Source organism: Actinomadura gamaensis, assembly GCF_042652125.1.
Lineage (GTDB): Bacteria > Actinomycetota > Actinomycetes > Streptosporangiales > Streptosporangiaceae > Spirillospora > Spirillospora gamaensis.
Genome location: NZ_JBHSIT010000001.1, coordinates 106042 through 124057, shown reverse-complemented (window position 1 = coordinate 124057; position 18016 = coordinate 106042). Strand labels below are relative to the sequence as shown.

The following is an 18016-nucleotide window of genomic DNA, read 5'->3' as shown; positions in this document are numbered from 1 at the left end:
TTCGATCCGGCACGCTCCGCCGCCGCCGTCGGTCACCATGAGGTGCGGGGACATGACGAGGGGTGCCGGAGGCAGAGTTGTCGTTGTCGCAGAACCACTTCGACGTCGTCGTGCTGGGCGGGGGGACCGCGGGCGAGCTCGCCGCGGCCGAGCTGGCTCACGCCGGACGCGACGTCGCGCTCGTGGAGAACCGCCTGGTCGGCGGCGAATCCCCGTATTTCGCGTGCGTGCCGTCCAAGTCGCTGCTGCTGTCCGCGCGGCGCGGCGAGACCTGGGAGCTGGCCGTCGCGCGCCGCGACGAGGTGACCGGGAACCTCGACGACGGCCGCGCGGTCGCCCGGCTGGCCGAGGCCGGGGTGACCGTGCTGCGCGGCTGGGGCCGGATCACCGGTCCCGGCGTCCTGGACGTGGACGGCGCCCGGTACCGGTTCACCGACCTGGTGGTCAGCACCGGCAGCGAGCCCGCCGTGCCCGCCGTCGAGGGGCTCGCCGACGTCCCGGTGTGGACGAGCGACGAGGCGCTGACCGTCCCCGACCTGCCGCGCCGCCTGGTCGTCCTCGGCGGCGGGCCGGTCGGCTGCGAGATGGCCCAGGTGTACGCCGCGTTCGGGTCGGCCGTCACGGTGGTCGAGGCGTCCGGGCGGCTGCTGACCGCCGAGGCGCCGTTCGCCGGGGAGATCCTCGCCGACGCGCTCCGCCGGATGGGCGTCGACCTGCGGCTCGGCGCCGAACCCGCGCGGGTCGAGCGCGGCCCGGGCGGGCTGCGGCTGTGGCTGTCGGACGGCGGCGTCCTGGAAGCCGACCGCGTCCTCGTCGCCGCCGGACGGCGTCCGCGCGTCGAGGGCCTCGGCCTGGAGACGCTCGGGCTGGCCGTCCAGCCGGGCCGTCCGCTGCCGGTGGACGCGACCTGCCACGTCCACCCCCTCGGCTCATCGAGCTTCACCACCGAGACCCGCGTGCTCAACGTGCCCCGCCCCGGCGAACCCGCCGAAACAGAGATGCGCCTCCCGAACGGCATGGCCCCAGAGACGGTCCACCCGAACGGCACGTCCGCGGGAACCCACGCCGTGGACGCGGGCACCGGCCACCCGAACGGCACGGCGACGGCGACGCGGCAGCCGGACGCCGTGGGCGCCGGAACGCAGCACGCGGAGGCCATGGACGGCGCGGTCGAGCCGTCCGAGCCCGCGGACGGCGGCATGGGACACCCGGACGTCGCGGACGGCGGCATGCGGCACCCGGACGGCGTGGAGAACGTGATGGGGCATCCGGGCGGCGGGGGCGTGTGGGCGGCGGGGGACGTGACCGGCGTCGCTCGGACCACGCACGCGGCGCGCTACCAGGCGCGGGTGGTCGTCGCGAACGTCCTCGGCAAGCATCGCGAGGCGGACTACCGGGCGATCCCGCGCGTGGTCTACACGGCCCCGACGGTGTACGCGGTGGGGGTCAGTCCCGTCCTCGCCGAGCAGGCGGGCCTGCGGCTGATCAGCGCGGGGTTCGATCTGTCCGGGACGGCGCGCGCGGCCGTGGACGCCGACGACCGGGGCCGCGTCGAGCTGTACGCGGACGCCGATCGCGGGCTGCTCGTCGGAGCCGCGGCGGTCGGGCCTTACGCTGAGGAGTGGATGAGTGAGATCGCGCTGGCGATCCGGGCGGAGACGCCGCTCAGCCTGCTCACCGACGTCGTCCACGCCTTCCCCACGTTCGGGGAGGCGGTGGAGGCGCCGCTGCGCGAGCTGGCCGGACGGCTCTGACGCCCGGGCCCCGGGCCGTCCCGGGGGCACTCCGCGAGCGCCGAGGGGGAAGGACGCACGATGAGCGAGACCGAGGGCCTCGAGCCCGGGACCGACCAGCCCACGCCGTCCTACGAGGCGCCCGAGGCGGACGCCGCCGAGCAGCGCGCGGACGTCCTGCCCGGCGACGACGACGAGGTGTCCGGCCCGCCGCCGCTGGACGTGGACGAGGCCGACTTCGCCGACCAGGAGCGCGCCGTCGCCCTCGACGAGGACGACTACCGGTGAGCCGCCGCGCCCCGGTGGGACCGGGGCGCGGCGGTACTGCCCTAAGGTGAGGTGGGAGTGGTCGCCGGGACACGCGGGCACCCCGAACGGGGCGCGTAGGTGACCTCCGAGGTTACCGGCGCGTAGGATGGTGGGATGGACTCCCGCGGCGGACGACCCCGGACCGCCGCACTGATCGGTGATCGGAGAGTGTGGTGACCGCGACCCCGGACGCCCGCCCCCGTGGCACTCGCCTGCCGCGACTGGCCCGGCGCAGGCAACTGCTGGGCGCTGCGCAGGAGGTGTTCGTCGCCCAGGGCTACCACGCCGCGGCGATGGACGAGATCGCCGAGCGGGCGGGCGTCAGCAAGCCCGTCCTGTACCAGCACTTCCCGGGCAAGCTGGAGCTGTACCTCGCGCTGCTCGACGAGCACGCCGAGGCGCTAGTGCGGACCGTCCGGGAGGCCCTGGCGTCCACCAGCGACAACAAGCTGCGCGTCCAGGCCGCCATGCAGGCGTTCTACGACTTCGTGGCCGGGGACGGCGAGGCCTACCGGCTGGTCTTCGAGTCCGACCTGCGCAACGTGGCCCCCGTCCGGGCCCGGGTCGAGCGCGCCAACACCCAGTGCGCCGAGATGGTCGCCCAGGTCATCGCCGAGGACACCGGCGCCGACAGCGACGAGGCGCACCTGCTCGGCATGGGCCTGGTCGGCATGGCCGAGGTCAGCGCCCGCTACTGGCTCGGCCAGCACGGCAAGATCCCCAAGGAGACCGCCGAGAAGATGATCGCCCGGCTCGCCTGGCGCGGCATCTCCGGCTTCCCGCGCAGCTCCTCCTGACCGTCCGCGGCTTCCCGCGCGGTCCGTCCTGAACGTTTGCAGCTTCCCGCGCGGTCCGTCCTGAACGTCCGCCGCTTCCGGCCGCCGCTCGTGCGGGCCGTCCGCGCGTTGCGGGCCGGGCTCGTTCCGTTGGCCGCCCCGACCGGGCACACTCGGACGGAGAAGCGACGGAGAAGCCTCGGACAAAGGAGCGTCGCGTGCAGGTACGCATCGGGGTGCAGTTCGTCCCCAAGGAGCTGGTGGTCGAGACGGCGCTGACGGCGGACGAGGTCGAGCGCCTTCTCAGCGACGCGCTCGCCTCGGACGGCGGCGTGTTCGTGCTGGAGGACAGCAAGGCCGGACGCGTGGTGATCCCCGCCGCGCACGTCGGCTACCTGGAGATCGCCGAGGACGAGGGCCGCTCGGTCGGTTTCGGCACCACCTACACCTGACCGGCCACCGCCCATCCGCCTGGGGACGGACGAGCGGCACGCCGAGCAGGCTTGCGGGACACCGAGCAGGCTTGCGGGACGCTGAGCAAGGCTTGCGGGACGCCGGGGAAGCCTCGCGGGACGCCAAGGAAGGTTGGCCCGGACACGGCGCAAGTTTGAATCGGGCTCAGAGGGCATACCGACCACCGACAGGCCTCCCCGCACCCCGGCGGGGCGTCCCGAGAAGAAAACGGTGATCGAAAGTTATGCTCACGGTCCTCTGGTTCATCATCGTGGGGGCGGTTATCGGCGCGCTGGCGCGCCTGCTGGTCCCCGGCCGCAACCCGATCGGGATCCTGCTGACCATCGGCGTCGGCGTCATCGGCGCGATCCTCGGCGGCGTGATCGCGAGCGCGCTCGGCGCGGGCTCGTTCGTCGCCTTCGTCTTCGCGGTGATCATCGCAGCCGTCGGAGTGGTCGCGCTGACCTCGCACGGCACCGGCCGCTGGGGCTCGGGCCGCTTCGGCCGGCGCCGCCGCTCCTACTTCTGACCCCGCGAGGGGCGGGCCGGCCGCGCCGGCGACCCGCCCTACCCCGCTCGTTCGGAGCCCCCGTGCCCGCACACGGGGGCTCCGGCGCGTCCACCCCCGGACGCCCGCCTTCCCATGACGATCTGCGGAACCTCCGCGCGCGGCGCCCCGCGATCAACTCCCGATGACGACCGGCACGAACGGCCGGACGGAACACCGTGCGCGATCAGCTTCCGGTGACCGCCTTGAGGACGTTCGGGCGGAGCGTCCCCCGCAGCTCGCCGTAGGCGATCTTGATGGGCGAGTCGTCCCGGTTGCAGGCCATGTCGTAGCCGAGCAGGGCCTTCGGGACGTGGAACTCCACGCCCGTGCTCGTGAGGAGCGGCCTCACATACCCCTTGTCGATCTCTTCGGTCGTCAGGTAGCTGTCAGGGCCGGTCGGGTGCGGGACGCCCGGGCAGAGCACCCCGTTCGGGGAGTGGCGTTCGAGCAGAGCGGTGAGCTTCTGCGCGCCCGACCCGGTGTCCACGGCCGGGAGCAGCAGGTCGCGGGTCGCCACCTTCGTCCCGGTCGCCAGGTCCACGGTGACGACCGCGTTCACGGACGTGTTCCGCCAGGCCTTCACCGGCCGGTATCGGACGGACAGGTACCGCGGCCCCCGCAGTCCGAAATCGATCGTGGACGACGGCCGGAACACCTCCCCGGACGGCGCCGTCGGGACGAAGCCCGCGTAATCGTCATGGACGGACTTCGCCCACTCGGCGGCCGGCTCGCGCAGGATCCTGTTGACGCGGTTCTCCAGGCCGGCCGACGCGAGGCCCGTCACGCGCGGATACCCGACCGTGACGACGGTCTCCGGCCCGTGGAAGGTCGTCGTCTCGCTCGCCAGCGTGATCTTGAGGGCCTTCGGCGACGGGCGCGCGGCCGGATGCCCGGTGTTCTGCGTCGCCACGTACGTGCCCGCGCCACCCGCGACCAGGGCGGTCGTCACGACGGCCGCCGCCACCTTGGCGCCGGTGGCGGCGAGCAGGCCGCCCCCGCCGGTGAGCCCGGCCGCACCGGCCGTCCCGGCGGCCCCCGCGGCCCCGGCCGCCGTCCCGCCGGCCGACGCGCCGCCGAGCGCCGCGAGCGGGAAGAACGCGGCGAGCGCGACCGCCAGCCCCGCCAGGACGCGGACGCCCCGCGACTCCCACTCCGGCCCGTACGCGGCGGACGCCACGGCCTCCAGCTCGGCGGCGAACTCCGCCGCGGACGGCGGACGGTCCGCCGCGTCCTTGGCCATGCCGCGTCCGACCAGCGGACGCAGCGGCTCGGGCAGGCGGTCCAGCGGCGGCGGCGCGGTCAGGTGCAGGTTGGCGAGGGCGGCCCGGCCGTCCGCGACGAAGGGCCGCCGCCCCGTGACGGCCTCCACGAACACGCAGGTCGCGGCGTACACGTCGGTCGCGGGCGAGGCGGGGCCGCCGCGCCACTGCTCGGGCGCCATGTACGCGGGCGTCCCGACGGCCGACGCCTCGCCGACCGGGACCGCGATCCCGAAGTCCACCAGCTTGCTCAGCCCGTCCGGGCGGACGACCACGTTCCCCGGCTTGTAGTCCCGGTGCACGATCCCGGCGGCGTGCGCGGCGGCGAGCCCGCGCAGCGAGCCCTTGAGGACGGTCAGCGCCGCCTCGGGCGCGAGCGCGCCGTGCTCGGCGAGGACGCGCGCCAGCGGCACGCCGTCCACCGCCTCCATCACCAGCGCCGCGCCCTCCGGCGCGGCCACGAACCGGTACAGCCGCACCACGTGCGGATCGGTGACCCGGCCGAGCATGACCGCCTCGTCCCGCAGCCGCGCGAGCCGCCGCTCCCGCTCGCCCGGGTCGTCCACCGGGACGTTCAGGTACTTGATCGCGACCGGCGTGCCGTCGCCCTCGTGCCGCGCGAGGACGACCCGCCCCTGCGCCCCGGCGCCCAGCTCGCGCAGCTCCTCGAACCCCGCGACCCGCCACCCCGCCGCCCCCGCACCCCGCTCACCGGACGCGCCAGCCCCCAGCGCCCCGCGTGCCTCCCGCGCTCCGCCAGGCGCATACGTCCCGCCCGACGCCGCAGACCCACCCGACGCAGAAGGTCCGCCCGACGCAGAAGGTCCGCCCGACGCCGCAGGCCCGCCCGACGCCGCAGGCCCACCCGACGCAGAAGGCCCACCCGACGCAGAAGGTCCGCCCGACGCAGAAGGTCCGCCCGACGCAGAAGGTCCGCCCGACGCAGAAGGTCCGCCCGACGCAGAAGGTCCGCCGGACGCGTCGGGGCCGCTGGAGGGGGTCATTTGGCGGTGGCGGCGGTCTGGAGGCGGGACAGGACGTCCGGCTTCACGATGTCCTTGAGCTTGGCGTAGGGCGCGGTGAAGGTGAAGCTCGAACAGTCGGTGCCGATCGTCGACCAGAGCAGGTTCAGCCCCTGCTTGTCGAAGAACAGGCCCGCGGACGGCGGCGTCTCGACCGGGCCGTCCTGCTTGCCGGGCAGGAAGTCCTTGCGCTGGATGTCGGCGAGCTCACATTGCTTCCAGTCGTCCTTCGGACCGGACAGCGCGTCCCAGAGGGCCTTCGGGTCGGACAGCGTCTTGTCGGTGAGGACGTCCGGCGCGGTGAGGGCCTTGCCCGCCTTGACGTCCACGGTGACCGGGACGGTCGGCAGCGCCTCCTCGCTCTCGTAGCAGGGGATCATGATGATCGCGTTCGTCGCGGACACGATGTCCGGGCCGCCGAGGCCGAGCCGCACCTTGGTCTGCACGATGCTGGACTTCCCCTTGCACTGGTTCCTGCGGTCGGCGTCCAGGGTCGCGCCGAGCCACCGCACCGTCCAGTCCAGCGGCGCGTGGAACGCCTGCGCGATGCGCTGCTCGGCGGCCTTGTCGGGCAGCCCGGCGACCTTGACGTACTCGGCGTCCTTGAACTTCACGAGCTGCTGCGGGTGGTCGCCGTTGTCCTGCAGCACGATCGTCCCCTTCTCCGGGACGCCGGGACCGCTCTTGCCGCCGCCGGACGAGCAGCCGGCGAGCGCCGCCCCGACCATCGTGACCGCCGCCACGCTCCGCACGACCGTCCGCATGCGTTCCGCTCCCCTCGTCCGAGATTCTGGCGGATCACAGAATGTCAGGATCCGGGCGGAGTGGCGGCCACTCCCGGCCATCCGCGGGGCGAAGAACCCCGGTATGGCAGGGCGTGCGGAATACCCCAGATCTCGGAAACGTTGGGACAGGTGATCGGCTATTGGTGTAGGCACACCGGCGCCGGTACACTGCGTCGCGGAGTGTGACCGCACGCAGCCACTGTGAGTGACTGCTTTCAACCCCTGACTGCGGTCGCCGTAAGGAATTGATCGACGGCTGGTCCCTCCCGCGCGAGCGCGCGGCCACGGAAAGCGACCGGCGGGCATTCGGCCTGCCGGGACCGCAGCCGTGCCAGGTCGGCCCGGAGCATCGTCACACGCGCTCCGGCGGAGCCGACGGCGCTGCGCCGCGGACGGGAGCGAGGACCCCGCATATTGGAGGCTGGAAGCCCTGACTACCTTCGCCGAACTCGGGGTCGTACCCGAGATAGCCGATGCCCTGAAAGCCGAGGGCATCGTCGACGCGTTCCCCATCCAGGAGCTCGCCCTGCCGATCGCGCTGGGCGGCCACGACATCATCGGCCAGGCCCGCACGGGCACCGGCAAGACGCTGGCGTTCGGCGTCGCCGCGCTGCAGCGCATCGAGCACGGCCGCGGCAAGCCGCAGGCCCTGGTCATCGCGCCGACCCGCGAGCTGGCCCTCCAGGTCACCGACGACCTGCTGGTCGCCGGCGGCAAGCTCGGCACCCGCGTCCTGTCCGTCTACGGCGGGCGCGCGTACGAGCCGCAGATCGAGGCGCTGCGCGCCGGGGTGGACGTCGTCGTCGGCACGCCCGGCCGCCTGCTCGACCTCGCCAAGCAGAAGTACCTCGACCTGTCCGAGGTCGCCGTCCTCGTCCTGGACGAGGCCGACCGCATGCTCGACCTCGGGTTCCTGCCCGACATCGAGCGGATCATCAGCCGCGTCCCGGAGCGGCGGCAGACGATGCTGTTCTCCGCCACCATGCCGGGCGAGATCGCCTCGCTGTCGCGCCGCTACCTGACCCGTCCGACGAACGTGCGCGCCGAGGCGCACACCGAGTCCGAGGCGACGCCGCAGGTCCAGCAGTTCGTGTGGCAGGCGCACCAGATGGACAAGCCGGAGATCGTCGCCCGCCTGCTCCAGGCGGAGGGCCGCGGCCTGACCATGGTGTTCTGCCAGACCAAGCGCGCCTGCGACCGCGTCGCGGCGGACCTGTCCCAGCGCGGCTTCGACGCCGCCGCCGTGCACGGCGACCTCGGCCAGTCCCAGCGCGAGCGCGCGCTGCGCGCCTTCCGCGCCGGGAAGATCGACGTGCTCGTCGCCACCGACGTCGCCGCCCGCGGCCTCGACGTGGACGACGTCACGCACGTCGTCAACTACGAGTGCCCCGACAGCGCCGACACCTACGTCCACCGCATCGGACGCACCGGCCGCGCGGGCCGCGAGGGCATCTCGGTGACCCTCGTCGACTGGTCCGACATCCCGCGCTGGAAGCTGATCAACAGCACCCTCGGCCTGGACTTCGCCCAGCCCGAGGAGACCTACTCCAGCAGCCCTCACTTCTTCGAGGCCCTGGGCATCCCCAAGGGCACGCGGGGCACCCTCCCGAAGGACCGCCGGCACGACCGCGCCGGTCTGGAGGCCGAGGAGCTGGAGGACATCGGCGAGACCGGCAAGACCCGCACCCGCGACCACGGCCGTGATCACGGCCACGGCCACGGTCGTGACCGCGACCGCGACCACGGCCGGGACCGCGAGGAGGAGCGCCCGCGCCGCAACCGCCGCTCGCGCTCCCGCACGCGCACTCGCAGCGGACGGCCTGTCGAGCAGCCCGTCCAGGACGGCCGCCCGGCCGAGCAGCCGGTTCAGGACAGCCGTCCGGCCGAGCAGCCCGTCCAGCGGGACGAGCAGCCGACCGAGTCCCCGCGCCGCCGCAAGCGCACGCGGGGCCGCAAGGAGCACGCGGCCGTCCCCGCCACCCAGGAGACCCCGGCCCCGGCCGAGGCCCTGGTAGAGGACGAGCCCAAGCGCCGCCGCCGCGTCACGACGTCCCAGGACGAAGCCCTGGCCGCCGAACGCGAGGCCGCCCGCAAGTCGGCCCCCGCGGAACCCGCGAAGCGCACCCGCACCCGCAAGCCCGCCGCAAGCGTGAGCAAGGCCCCCGCCGAGACGCCGGTCTCCGCAGAGGCCCAGCCCACCCCTGCCACGGACTCGCCTGACACGGCAAGTACCGCGCCCAAGCGGACGCGCGCCCGCAAGGCCACGTCCAGCACGGCGGACGCCGAGGCCACCCCGGCCGAGGCTCCCGCGGCGACCGAGGCCGCACCCAAGCGCACCCGCACCCGCAAGGCAGCCGCCAGCTCGGCCGACGCTCCCGCAGAGGCTCCGGTCTCCACGGAAACGAAGCCCAAGCGGACGCGCAAGGCCGCGGCCAGCGCAAGCGAGGACGCGGCTGAAACCGCGCCCAAGCGCACCCGCACCCGCAAGACCGCGGCCAGCGCGAGCGAGGCACCCGCCGAGACCCCGGTCTCTGCTGAGGCCCAGCCCACCCCTGCCACGGACTCGTCCGACACGGGAGGGGCCGAGCCCAAGCGGACGCGCGCCCGCAAGGCAACGTCCAGCGCGGCGGACACCGAGGCCACCCCGGCCGAGGCTCCCGCGGCGACCGAGGCAGCGCCCAAGCGCACCCGCACCCGCAAGGCAGCCACCAGCGCAAGCGACGCCAACGCAGAGACCCCGGTCTCCACGGAGGCCAAGCCCAAGCGGACGCGCAAGACCGCGGCCAGCACCGCGGACGCCGAAGCCACCCCGGCCGACGCTCCCGCGGCGACCGAGGCAGCACCCAAGCGCACCCGCACCCGCAAGGCAGCCGCCAGCGCAAGCGACGCCAACGCGGAGGCCCCGGTCTCCGCGGAGGCCAAGCCCAAGCGGACGCGCAAGGCCGCGGCCAGCGCCAGCGATGACGCGACCGAAGCGGCACCCAAGCGGACTCGGACGCGCAAGGCGGCCGCGAGTGCGAGTGAGGCCGACGGTGAGGCTCAGGTCTCTGCCGAGGTGAAGCCCTCGCGCACGCGTAAGGCCTCGGCCGCCAGCACGGACGCCGCGGATGCAGCGGAGGCTGCGCCTAAGCGGACGCGGGCGCGGAAGACCGCGGCCGGCGAGGTCGCCGCGGACGGCGAGGCCGCCGTTGAGGCCAAGCCGAAGCGGACGCGCAAGTCGACGGCCAGTGCCGCGGCGGAGCCCGCCGCGGAGGTCGCGCCCAAGCGGACGCGTAAGGCCGCTGCGGGCGCGCCTGAGGCCGAGTCCGGCGCCAAGCCGCGTCGGGCGAGCCGTCCGGCGGGGGCCCCGGTCGAGGAGCCGCAGGGCGTCTGACGCCGCGCAGGGCGTCTGACAGCGCCTGTGAACGCCGGTCCCGGATCTCCGGGACCGGCGTTTTCGCGTCCGCCCCCGCCCGCGACAGGGACTTGAAGAACTTTCATGTTCGTTGCCGGGGTGATACGGGTTCGCCGTCGTCCCGTTACCGGACGCGATCACCGTTCTCCCCATGAGCTCCGGTCCCTCCCGCCGCCGTTTCCTCGCGTCCGGCGCGGCCGTCGCCGGGGGCGCGGCGGCCGCGTCGCTGCTGCCGCCGTCCGTGCACGCCGCGCTGGCCCGTCCGCTGCCGCCCGGCGGCCTGAAGGCGATCAAGCACGTGGTCTTCCTCATGCAGGAGAACCGCGCCTTCGACCACTACTTCGGGACGCTGCGGGGCGTGCGCGGTTACGCCGACCGCAACGCGATCGAGCTGCCCGACGGGTATCCGGTGTTCCAGCAGAAGGGCCTGCTGCGCCGCGTGAAGCCGTTCCTCGCGCGGGACGCGGTGGGCCACGGTCCGCTGACCGACGTGAACTACATCGCGGGCCTCGACCACTCCTGGGACGGCGGCCAGAAGGCGCGCGGGGACGGCTGGCACGACGGCTGGATCGCCGCGAAGCAGCTCCCCACGATGGTCCACTACGACCGCCGCGACCTGCCGTTCCAGTACGAGCTGGCCGACACCTTCACGATCTGCGACGCCTACCACTGCTCGGTGTTCGGCCCCACCAACCCGAACCGGACCTTCCACTGGACGGGCACGATCGGCTACGAGCCCAACGGCCACCGCGCGGTCGAGAACGACGCCTACAGCGAGGACACGCATCCCGGCTACGCCCTGACGTCCTACGCCGAGCGCCTGTCCGAGGCGGGCGTGAGCTGGCGCGTCTTCCAGGAGTGGGACAACTTCACCGACAATCCGCTGGAGTTCCTCGTCACCTTCAAGAAGGTCATGCGGACGGCGCTCGGCTCGTTCAGCCAGTACAAGAGCCTGACCGCCTTCTACGGGGACGTCGCGAAGGCCAAGCCCGCCGAACGCGCGACGATGCTGGCGAACCTGGACAAGGCCGTCGCCGCGCTCCCGCCGGCCGACCGGGACCTGTTCGAGCGCGCCCTGCGCCGCGTCGAGGGCGGGACGCTCGGCGCGTCCTTCCGGGAGACGGTCGCGAAGGGACGACTTCCGCAGGTCTCGTACATCGTGGCGTCCGCCGCCGATTCCGAGCATCCGGGCTCCGGCAGCCCGATCCAGGGCGCGGGGATCACCTACGACGTGCTGGACGCGCTGGCCTCGCACCCCGAGGTCTGGGAGTCGACGGCGCTGTTCCTGCTGTTCGACGAGAACGACGGCTTCTTCGACCACGTCCCGCCGCCGCTGCCGCCCGCGTCCGCGACGGACGAGTGGGTGGACGGCAGGCCGGTCGGGGTCGGCTTCCGCGTCCCGATGATCGTGGTGTCGCCGTGGACGGCGGGCGGCAGCGTCTGCTCGGAGATCTTCGACCACACCTCGACGATCCGCTTCCTGGAGCGCTGGCTCGGCGTCCGGGAGCCGAACATCAGCGCCTGGCGCAGGACGGTCGCCGGCGACCTGACCTCGGCGTTCGACTTCACCCGCCGGTCCCGTCCGCGGCGTCCGGACCGGCCTGCGACGCCGCCGAAGTTCTTCTTCCGCTGGCCCGCGCTGCCGCCGATCGTCCAGAAGGACCCGGTCGTCGAGCCGGGAACGCGCCCGGCCCGTCCGCTGCCCTACCGGCCCGAGGCGAGCGCCCGCCTGGACGGCGGCACCCTGGTCCTGAGCCTCCGCGACGACGGCCCGCGCTCGACGCACTTCGCGCTCTACCCGTACGCGAAGGAGTTCGCGAAGCCCCGCCACTACGACGTCGAGAAGACCCACACCGAGCGCATCGCCGTCCAGAACGGCCGCTACCGCCTCACCCTTACCGGGCCGAACGGCTTCCGCCGCGAGTTCGCCGGGACGACCAAGGGCAAGGCCGCGAAGGTCGCCGTCACCTCGTCGCCCAGGTCCGTCCGCGCCCTGGCGATCACCCTTGCCAACCCCGGCCCGGACGCCCTGACCTTCACCCTTCGCGCCCTCGCCTACGGCACGGCCACCCAGAAGATCACCGTCGCCCCGGGCGGAACGCGCACGATCAGCTGGCCGACGCGGAACGGCTGGTACGACGTGGAGATCAAGACCGCCGAGGACCCGACCTTCCACCGCCGCCTCATGGCCCGCGTGGAGGACGGCCGCCCCGGCGTCACGGGCTGACACGGCGCGATCGCGGGTCAGGAGGTCGCGGCGCGCAGTTCCAGGGCTCGGGCCGGATGGTCGGTGATCAGGACCTCGACGCGGCGGTCGGCGAGGAAGCGGCGCATCTGCGGCTCGCCGTTGACGGTCCAGATCATCGCCGGGAAGCCCGCGCGGGCGATCTGGCCCAGGACGCCGACGCGCGCGAGGCGGTGGTTCAGCGCGACCAGGTCGGCGCCCGAGGCGCGGATGGCGCGGACGGGCGCGAAGTCGCGGTGCGCGCCGCGCTCCCAGAGGCTGCGGCCGACCGACAGCGCGACGCGGGCGCGCGGGAAGGCGCGCTTGATCTGGCGGATGCTCCCGACGTCGCGGGTCGTGACGACGTAGCCGTCCGGCCCGAACGCGGCCTCGGCCATCTCGACCAGCTCGGTCTCGCAGCCGCGTTCCTTGAGGTCCAGGTGGCCGCGGGCGCGTCCGGCGATGATCTCCATCGCCTCGGCGACCAGCGGGATCGGGTGGTCGGCGAGCTCGGCGGCGCGGTCGTGGGCGAGCCGCGCGAGCGGCAGCCCGCCGACCGTGGGATCGTGGTGGACGACCAGCGCGCCGTCGCCGGTGCGGCGCACGTCGATCTCGACGTACTCGGCGCCCGAGCGGGCGGCGTCCTGGAGTCCGGTCAGGCCCGCCGCGTCGCGGCGGTGGGCGGAGACCGCCGGGTGCGGGGCCACGGCCCGAACGTTACCACCGTAGTGTCTTCGCCGGTGTCGCGGCCGGGGCGTTCAGTATGCTGGCGGCCCGTGAGTACGCCCCGGTTTCTGTCCCTGCCCTCCGGAGTGCGCCGGACGTTCGTCGAGACCTCCCGCGGGAGGTTCGCGGCGCTGGAGGCGCTGCCCGGGTCGCGGGTGCCGGAGCGCTGGCCCGCGCTGCTGGTCCCGGGCTACACCGGGAGCAAGGAGGACTTCCTCGCCGTCCTCCAGACGCTCGCCGCGTCCGGACGGCGGGTCCTCGCGATCGACCTGCGCGGCCAGTACGAGTCCCCGGCCGGGTCGGGCCCGGAGGACTACACGCGCGCCGCGCTCGGCGCGGACGTGGCGGCCGTCGCCGAGGAGCTCGGCGCGGACGACCACGTCCCCGTCCACCTGGTCGGGCACTCCTTCGGCGGCCTCGTCGCGCGCGAGACCGTCCTCGCGGGGACGGCGCAGGTGGCGTCCTTCACGCTGATGAGCTCGGGTCCGGGCGCGCTGACGGGGCCGTCCGCCGACAAGGCCGTCCTGCTGCGGGACTCGATCCCCCAGCTCGGCATGGCGCAGATCTGGGAGCTCGCGCTGGAGCCGGACGCGGTGGGGCGCGGCGTCCCGCCGGAGATCGTCGCCTTCCTCAAGGCGCGGACGCTCGGCAACTGCGAGACCGGGCTCATGGCGATGGCCACCGAGCTGACCTCCTGCCCCGACCGGGTGGACGAGCTGGCGAAGCTGATGGCCGACGACGGCCTGCGCACGCTCGTCCTCTACGGCGAGGACGACGACGTGTGGGACCCGCGCGTCCAGGCGGCCATGGCCGAGCGGCTCGGCGCGGAGAAGGTCGTGATCCCGAGCGCCGCCCACTCCCCCGCCGTGGACGCGCCCGAGACCACCGCCGCCGCCCTCACCGACTTCTGGTCCGCCGCCGAGCGCGCCCTCCGCTGACCGACGGCGCCGTCCGCCGACGGACGCCCCCTCCGGTGGACGAGCAGTTCCGGTGGACGAGCAGCTCCGGTGGACGGGCCGTCCCCAACGGCACCCCCGGCTAGCCGAACTCGGTTCGGTAATGACACACTTACCGGAGTTTGTCTCATCGGAGGTGCGTGATGGCGGCGACGGTCGTTCCCCCGGAAAGTGTCACATGGCGCGTCCACATCGACCGGTCCATGTGGGTCGGCGGGGTGCGCAGCCTGATGTTGCAGGCGCTGCACCCGGTGGCCATGTGGGGCGTCTGGCAGAACTCCAACTTCCAGGAGGACCCGTTCGGACGGCTCCAGCGCACGGCCGACTTCGTCGGCGTCGCCACGTTCGGCAGTCCCGCCGAGATCGAGGAGCTGGCCGCGCGCGTGCGCGGGATCCACCGCAGCCTGCGCATCCTCAACCACGACACCGGCAAGAGGGAACGGCTCGACCAGCCGGAGCTGCTGCTCTGGGTGCACTGCGCGGAGGTCTACTCCTACCTGGAGGTCGCGCGCCGTTCCGGCCTGCCCCTGACGGACGCCATGGCCGACCGCTACCTGGACGAGCAGCGCCACACGGCCACGTTCGTCGGCCTGCACGCCGAGGACGTCCCCGGCAGCGTCCGCGAGATGGAGGAGTACCTCAGCGACATGCGGCCGCAGCTGCGCGTCACGGAGGAGGCCGCCGCGACCGTCCGGTTCCTGCTCTGGCCGAACCTGCCGGAGAACCTGCGGTTCCTGTCGCCGGGCAAGCCGGGCTACTTCCCGTTCGGCGCGCTCTGCTACTACTCGCTGCCCGCCTGGGCGCGCCGGATGTACGGCATCCTGCCCGAGGTGCCCCAGCCCGCCGTCACGGCCGCGCTGCGCTCCTTCCGGACGGCCCTCAGCGCCGTCCCCGAGCGCCTGCACGACTACGCCTTCGCCAAGCCCACCCGCGACATGCTGGAGCGGTCCCGGCAGCGCCTGGCCGCCGAGGGCTACGACACGAGCCACGGCCTGTACGGCCTGCGCGACCCCCGCCGCTGGCCCGAACGAGCCCTCAAGACCGCCTGAGCTCTTCACAGCCCCTTCCAAGGCAGTCCCTGGGCGGCCAAGGGCACAGGGCGCTTCAACCGCTCTCAGAGCGCCGTAGGAACCCGCTGAAGGCTCAGGCCGTCAGGGCTGCGGGGAGTCGGCTTCGGCGGCGTCCAGGGAGGCCCAGGGGTCCTTGCGGGGCGCGGCCTGCTGACCCTCCGGGCAGTGACGGGCGAAGTCGCACCACGAGCACAGGTTGCTCGGACGCGGCGGGAACAGCTCGTCCCACGGCGAATGATCGACGACCGGGGTCTCCCCCGCGCGCGGACGGGGCACGCGGGACGCCTTGTACGCCTCGTCCGCGGCGGACGCCTCGTCCGCGATCTGCTCGGCGCGCGCGACGTGCCGTCCGAGGGACTCCTCGGTGTGCTCCCACGACGCGACCTCGCCGGACGGCAGGTGGTGCAGCTCGACCCGGTGGCAGGGCTTGCGCAGCACCTTGGACGACGCGACCGCGTAGATCGCCAGCGCCAGGGAGCCGCGCGCGTCGTCCGGGGTCAGGACGTGGCGGCCGGTCTTGTAGTCGACCACGACCAGCTCGCCGTCGCGCTCGTCCAGGCGGTCGATGCGCCCGGACACGGCGATGCGGGACGTGCGGGTCGCGACCGTCCGCTCGACGCCGACCGGCTCGTCCGCCGGGTCGATGCCCGCGACGTACCGCTCGACCATCTCGCGCGCCCGCGCCCGCCAGCGCGCGGACTGCTCGCCGTCCTTGAAGCCGTCGGTCAGCCAGCCGCGCAGCAGCAGCGTCCCGGCGGCCTGGGGCGTGCGCTCCTCAAGGGGCAGCTTCCACCAGTTCGCCAGCGCGTTGTGGACGCTCGCGCCCACGCTGTTGTGCGCCCACGGCGGGCCCTTCGGCGGGGCCGGACGGTCCAGGTAGGTCATCCGGTACCGGCGGGGGCAGTCCAGCCAGGCGTTCAGCCGCGACGGCGTGCACGTGTAGAGCCGCCGCGGCATGTCCTCGAAACCGAGCTGCTGCTGCTCCAAGTCGGGCGGCTACTCGTCGTCGGTCTCGGTGGCGAGCGCGCCCCAGCTCTCCCAGCGGGCGTCCTCGTCGCCGACCGTGGTCTCCTCGCCCTGGCCGGGCAGGACCCGCAGGTCCTTCGGCAGCGGGGTGAGCAGGGCGCCGATCGAGTTGAGCTGCTTGCGCAGGTCGTCGTAGACGCCGCCGATCGAGCCCGGCCGGCCGCGGTGCAGGGTGTCGCCGGAGAACAGCACGCCGAGCTGCTCGCTGATCACGCTGACGCTGCCCGGGGTGTGCCCGGGGGTGTGCACGATCTCCAGCTGGGCCTCGGCGATCTCGAAGACGCCGCCGTCCTCCAGCCAGATGTCGGGCTCCAGCGAGCGCAGCGCCTTGGCGTCGTCCTCGTCCTCCTCCTCGCGGGCGAGGCGGCCGAAGTAGTCGCGCCAGAGCAGCCGGTCGGCGCGGTGCAGGGCGATCGGGGCCCAGTTCTCCTCGTCCTCCTCGCCGGCGGCGGCGACCTCCAGCACCACGCCGAGGCGGTGCTCGTTGCCGTCGGTCAGCAGGACGGCCATGACCTCGCGGTCACCGACCTCCTTGAGGATGGCCTCGGCGTCGTTCGCCGGGTCGATGACGATGACCTCGTCGTCGTCGCCGACGATGTAGGTGTTGGTCTCGACCTCGTACTCGGTGTCGTCCAGGGTCACCCGACCCGACGTCACCACCTGTTCGATGCGCGCGTCCACGCCCCGCACCCTACCGCGCCCCGCCCACCCCGACCTACAGCCCCGAGAACCCGCCTCACCGCCCCCTCCCGCGCCCCCGCAGACGGCCCGTCCAGCGGCCCGCGGCGATCCGTCCGGCGACGCGGCGGGTCAGCGGGCGGGGACGGCGGCGAGGAGGCGCTCGTAGGCGTCCGCGGCGGTCGTCTCGCAGCCGATCCGGTCGCCGGTGAGCTCGCCGTGGTCGTCGCTGGAGCCGGTGCCGACCAGGCCCAGCTCGTCCGCGAGGGCGCGGAGGGCGGCCCGGTCGGCGGGCTCGTGCCCGGGATGGTCGATCTCCACGCCGGTGAGGCCCGCCGCGGCCAGCCCGCGGATCGCGTCGTCGTCGAAGACGTACTTGCCCCGCCGGGCGCGCGGGTGCGCGAGGACGGACACGCCGCCCGCGTCCCGGACGAGCCCGATGGCCGTCGCCGGGTCGAGCGCGTAGCGGGTGACGTGGGCGCGGCCGTCGGTGCCGATCCAGTCCTTGGTGAACGCCTCGTCCATGGACGCGACCGTCCCGGCCTCGATGAGGGCGCGGGCGATGTGCGGGCGCCCGACGCGCGCGCCGTCCGCGATCCGCTCGACCTGCTCCCACGTGACGGACGACCCGAGCTCGCGCAGCCGCTCCACCATCGCGCGCCCGCGACTGTCCCGGGACGCCTGGACGCGCGCCAGCTCCGCGTTCAGCGCCGGATCGTCCGGGTCGAACCAGTAACCCAGCAGGTGCAGGCTGCGGCCGTCCAGCTCGCAGGACAGTTCCATGCCGGGGACGAGCGTCAGGCCGTCCGGCAGCGCGGCGCGCGCCTCGTCCCACCCGCGCGTGGTGTCGTGGTCGGTCAGCGCCACGACGTCCACCCCTGCGGCGGCGGCCCGGCGCATCACCTCGGCGGGCGGACGCGTCCCGTCGGACACGCTGCTGTGGGTGTGCAGATCGATCCGCATGCCCCGAGGCTACGGCCCGCCCCCGAAAACCGCGCCCCACCGCTCATCTCCGCCCCGCTTATCCGCGTCCCGCCGCGCATCCGTGCGAACGG

General features: G+C 74.0%; 15 protein-coding genes. 9 read left to right on the top strand and 6 right to left on the bottom strand.

Annotated elements, in window-relative coordinates; genetic code table 11:
- Positions 1 to 77 precede the first annotated feature (77 nt).
- The 5 genes from ACFPCY_RS00620 to ACFPCY_RS00600 all read left to right on the top strand — a co-directional run bounded on the left by ACFPCY_RS00620 (position 78) and on the right by ACFPCY_RS00600 (position 3800).
- A complete protein-coding gene (locus tag ACFPCY_RS00620) occupies positions 78 to 1754 on the top strand; it encodes a dihydrolipoyl dehydrogenase family protein (protein ID WP_378251549.1) in 1677 nt (558 codons plus the stop codon).
- Between the two features lie 60 nt (positions 1755 to 1814).
- Entirely contained in the window at positions 1815 to 2021 is a 207-nt protein-coding gene (locus ACFPCY_RS00615) for a hypothetical protein (protein ID WP_378251548.1), read from the top strand.
- A gap of 194 nt (positions 2022 to 2215) precedes the next feature.
- Positions 2216 to 2839, top strand: coding sequence for a TetR/AcrR family transcriptional regulator (locus tag ACFPCY_RS00610; RefSeq protein ID WP_378251547.1), 624 nt, complete (start codon positions 2216 to 2218; stop codon positions 2837 to 2839).
- Between the two features lie 197 nt (positions 2840 to 3036).
- A complete protein-coding gene (locus ACFPCY_RS00605; protein WP_378251546.1) occupies positions 3037 to 3270 on the top strand; it encodes a DUF3107 domain-containing protein in 234 nt (77 codons plus the stop codon).
- Between the two features lie 245 nt (positions 3271 to 3515).
- Positions 3516 to 3800: a GlsB/YeaQ/YmgE family stress response membrane protein gene (locus tag ACFPCY_RS00600; RefSeq protein WP_378251545.1), complete on the top strand. Its 285-nt coding sequence runs from the start codon at positions 3516 to 3518 to the stop codon at positions 3798 to 3800.
- 205 nt (positions 3801 to 4005) lie between these two features.
- On the opposite strand, the gene ACFPCY_RS00595 is transcribed toward ACFPCY_RS00600, so the two are convergent.
- Complete coding sequence (locus tag ACFPCY_RS00595; protein WP_378251544.1) at positions 4006 to 6084, bottom strand: serine/threonine-protein kinase; 2079 nt, start codon at positions 6082 to 6084, stop codon at positions 4006 to 4008.
- A complete protein-coding gene (locus tag ACFPCY_RS00590; protein ID WP_378251543.1) occupies positions 6081 to 6866 on the bottom strand; it encodes a hypothetical protein in 786 nt (261 codons plus the stop codon). Before ACFPCY_RS00590 ends, ACFPCY_RS00595 begins: the two co-directional genes overlap by 4 nt.
- Before the next feature lie 442 nt (positions 6867 to 7308).
- Between ACFPCY_RS00590 and ACFPCY_RS00585 the strand changes: the two genes are divergently transcribed.
- Both ACFPCY_RS00585 and ACFPCY_RS00580 read left to right on the top strand, forming a co-directional pair.
- Complete coding sequence (locus ACFPCY_RS00585) at positions 7309 to 10260, top strand: DEAD/DEAH box helicase (protein WP_378252540.1); 2952 nt, start codon at positions 7309 to 7311, stop codon at positions 10258 to 10260.
- A gap of 172 nt (positions 10261 to 10432) precedes the next feature.
- Entirely contained in the window at positions 10433 to 12508 is a 2076-nt protein-coding gene (locus tag ACFPCY_RS00580; protein WP_378251542.1) for a phosphocholine-specific phospholipase C, read from the top strand.
- 17 nt (positions 12509 to 12525) lie between these two features.
- On the opposite strand, the gene ACFPCY_RS00575 is transcribed toward ACFPCY_RS00580, so the two are convergent.
- On the bottom strand, positions 12526 to 13212 hold the full coding sequence (locus tag ACFPCY_RS00575) for a glycerophosphodiester phosphodiesterase (RefSeq protein ID WP_378251541.1): 687 nt from the start codon (positions 13210 to 13212) through the stop codon (positions 12526 to 12528).
- A 69-nt stretch (positions 13213 to 13281) separates the two neighbouring features.
- Here ACFPCY_RS00575 and ACFPCY_RS00570 point away from each other — a divergent pair, with 69 nt between their 5' ends.
- Positions 13282 to 14169: an alpha/beta fold hydrolase gene (locus tag ACFPCY_RS00570; RefSeq protein WP_378251540.1), complete on the top strand. Its 888-nt coding sequence runs from the start codon at positions 13282 to 13284 to the stop codon at positions 14167 to 14169.
- A 161-nt stretch (positions 14170 to 14330) separates the two neighbouring features.
- On the top strand, positions 14331 to 15236 hold the full coding sequence (locus tag ACFPCY_RS00565; protein WP_378251539.1) for an oxygenase MpaB family protein: 906 nt from the start codon (positions 14331 to 14333) through the stop codon (positions 15234 to 15236).
- Between the two features lie 102 nt (positions 15237 to 15338).
- On the opposite strand, the gene ACFPCY_RS00560 is transcribed toward ACFPCY_RS00565, so the two are convergent.
- The 3 genes from ACFPCY_RS00560 to ACFPCY_RS00550 all read right to left on the bottom strand — a co-directional run bounded on the left by ACFPCY_RS00560 (position 15339) and on the right by ACFPCY_RS00550 (position 17924).
- Complete coding sequence (locus tag ACFPCY_RS00560; protein WP_378252539.1) at positions 15339 to 16214, bottom strand: RecB family exonuclease; 876 nt, start codon at positions 16212 to 16214, stop codon at positions 15339 to 15341.
- Between the two features lie 39 nt (positions 16215 to 16253).
- Complete coding sequence (locus ACFPCY_RS00555; protein ID WP_378251538.1) at positions 16254 to 16964, bottom strand: MBL fold metallo-hydrolase; 711 nt, start codon at positions 16962 to 16964, stop codon at positions 16254 to 16256.
- Between the two features lie 129 nt (positions 16965 to 17093).
- Complete coding sequence (locus ACFPCY_RS00550; RefSeq protein ID WP_378251537.1) at positions 17094 to 17924, bottom strand: PHP domain-containing protein; 831 nt, start codon at positions 17922 to 17924, stop codon at positions 17094 to 17096.
- Between the last annotated feature and the right edge of the window lie 92 nt (positions 17925 to 18016).

Excerpts from the sequence above, each read along its gene's own strand:
- ACFPCY_RS00600 (WP_378251545.1), top strand. The coding sequence starts at position 3,516 with ATGCTCACGGTCCTCTGGTTCATCATCGTGGGGGCGGTTATCGGCGCG.
- ACFPCY_RS00550 (WP_378251537.1), bottom strand. The coding sequence starts at position 17,924 with ATGCGGATCGATCTGCACACCCACAGCAGCGTGTCCGACGGGACGCGT.
- ACFPCY_RS00565 (WP_378251539.1), top strand. The coding sequence starts at position 14,331 with ATGGCGGCGACGGTCGTTCCCCCGGAAAGTGTCACATGGCGCGTCCAC.
- ACFPCY_RS00580 (WP_378251542.1), top strand. The coding sequence starts at position 10,433 with ATGAGCTCCGGTCCCTCCCGCCGCCGTTTCCTCGCGTCCGGCGCGGCC.
- ACFPCY_RS00590 (WP_378251543.1), bottom strand. The coding sequence starts at position 6,866 with ATGCGGACGGTCGTGCGGAGCGTGGCGGCGGTCACGATGGTCGGGGCG.
- ACFPCY_RS00615 (WP_378251548.1), top strand. The coding sequence starts at position 1,815 with ATGAGCGAGACCGAGGGCCTCGAGCCCGGGACCGACCAGCCCACGCCG.
- ACFPCY_RS00595 (WP_378251544.1), bottom strand. The coding sequence starts at position 6,084 with ATGACCCCCTCCAGCGGCCCCGACGCGTCCGGCGGACCTTCTGCGTCG.
- ACFPCY_RS00560 (WP_378252539.1), bottom strand. The coding sequence starts at position 16,214 with ATGCCGCGGCGGCTCTACACGTGCACGCCGTCGCGGCTGAACGCCTGG.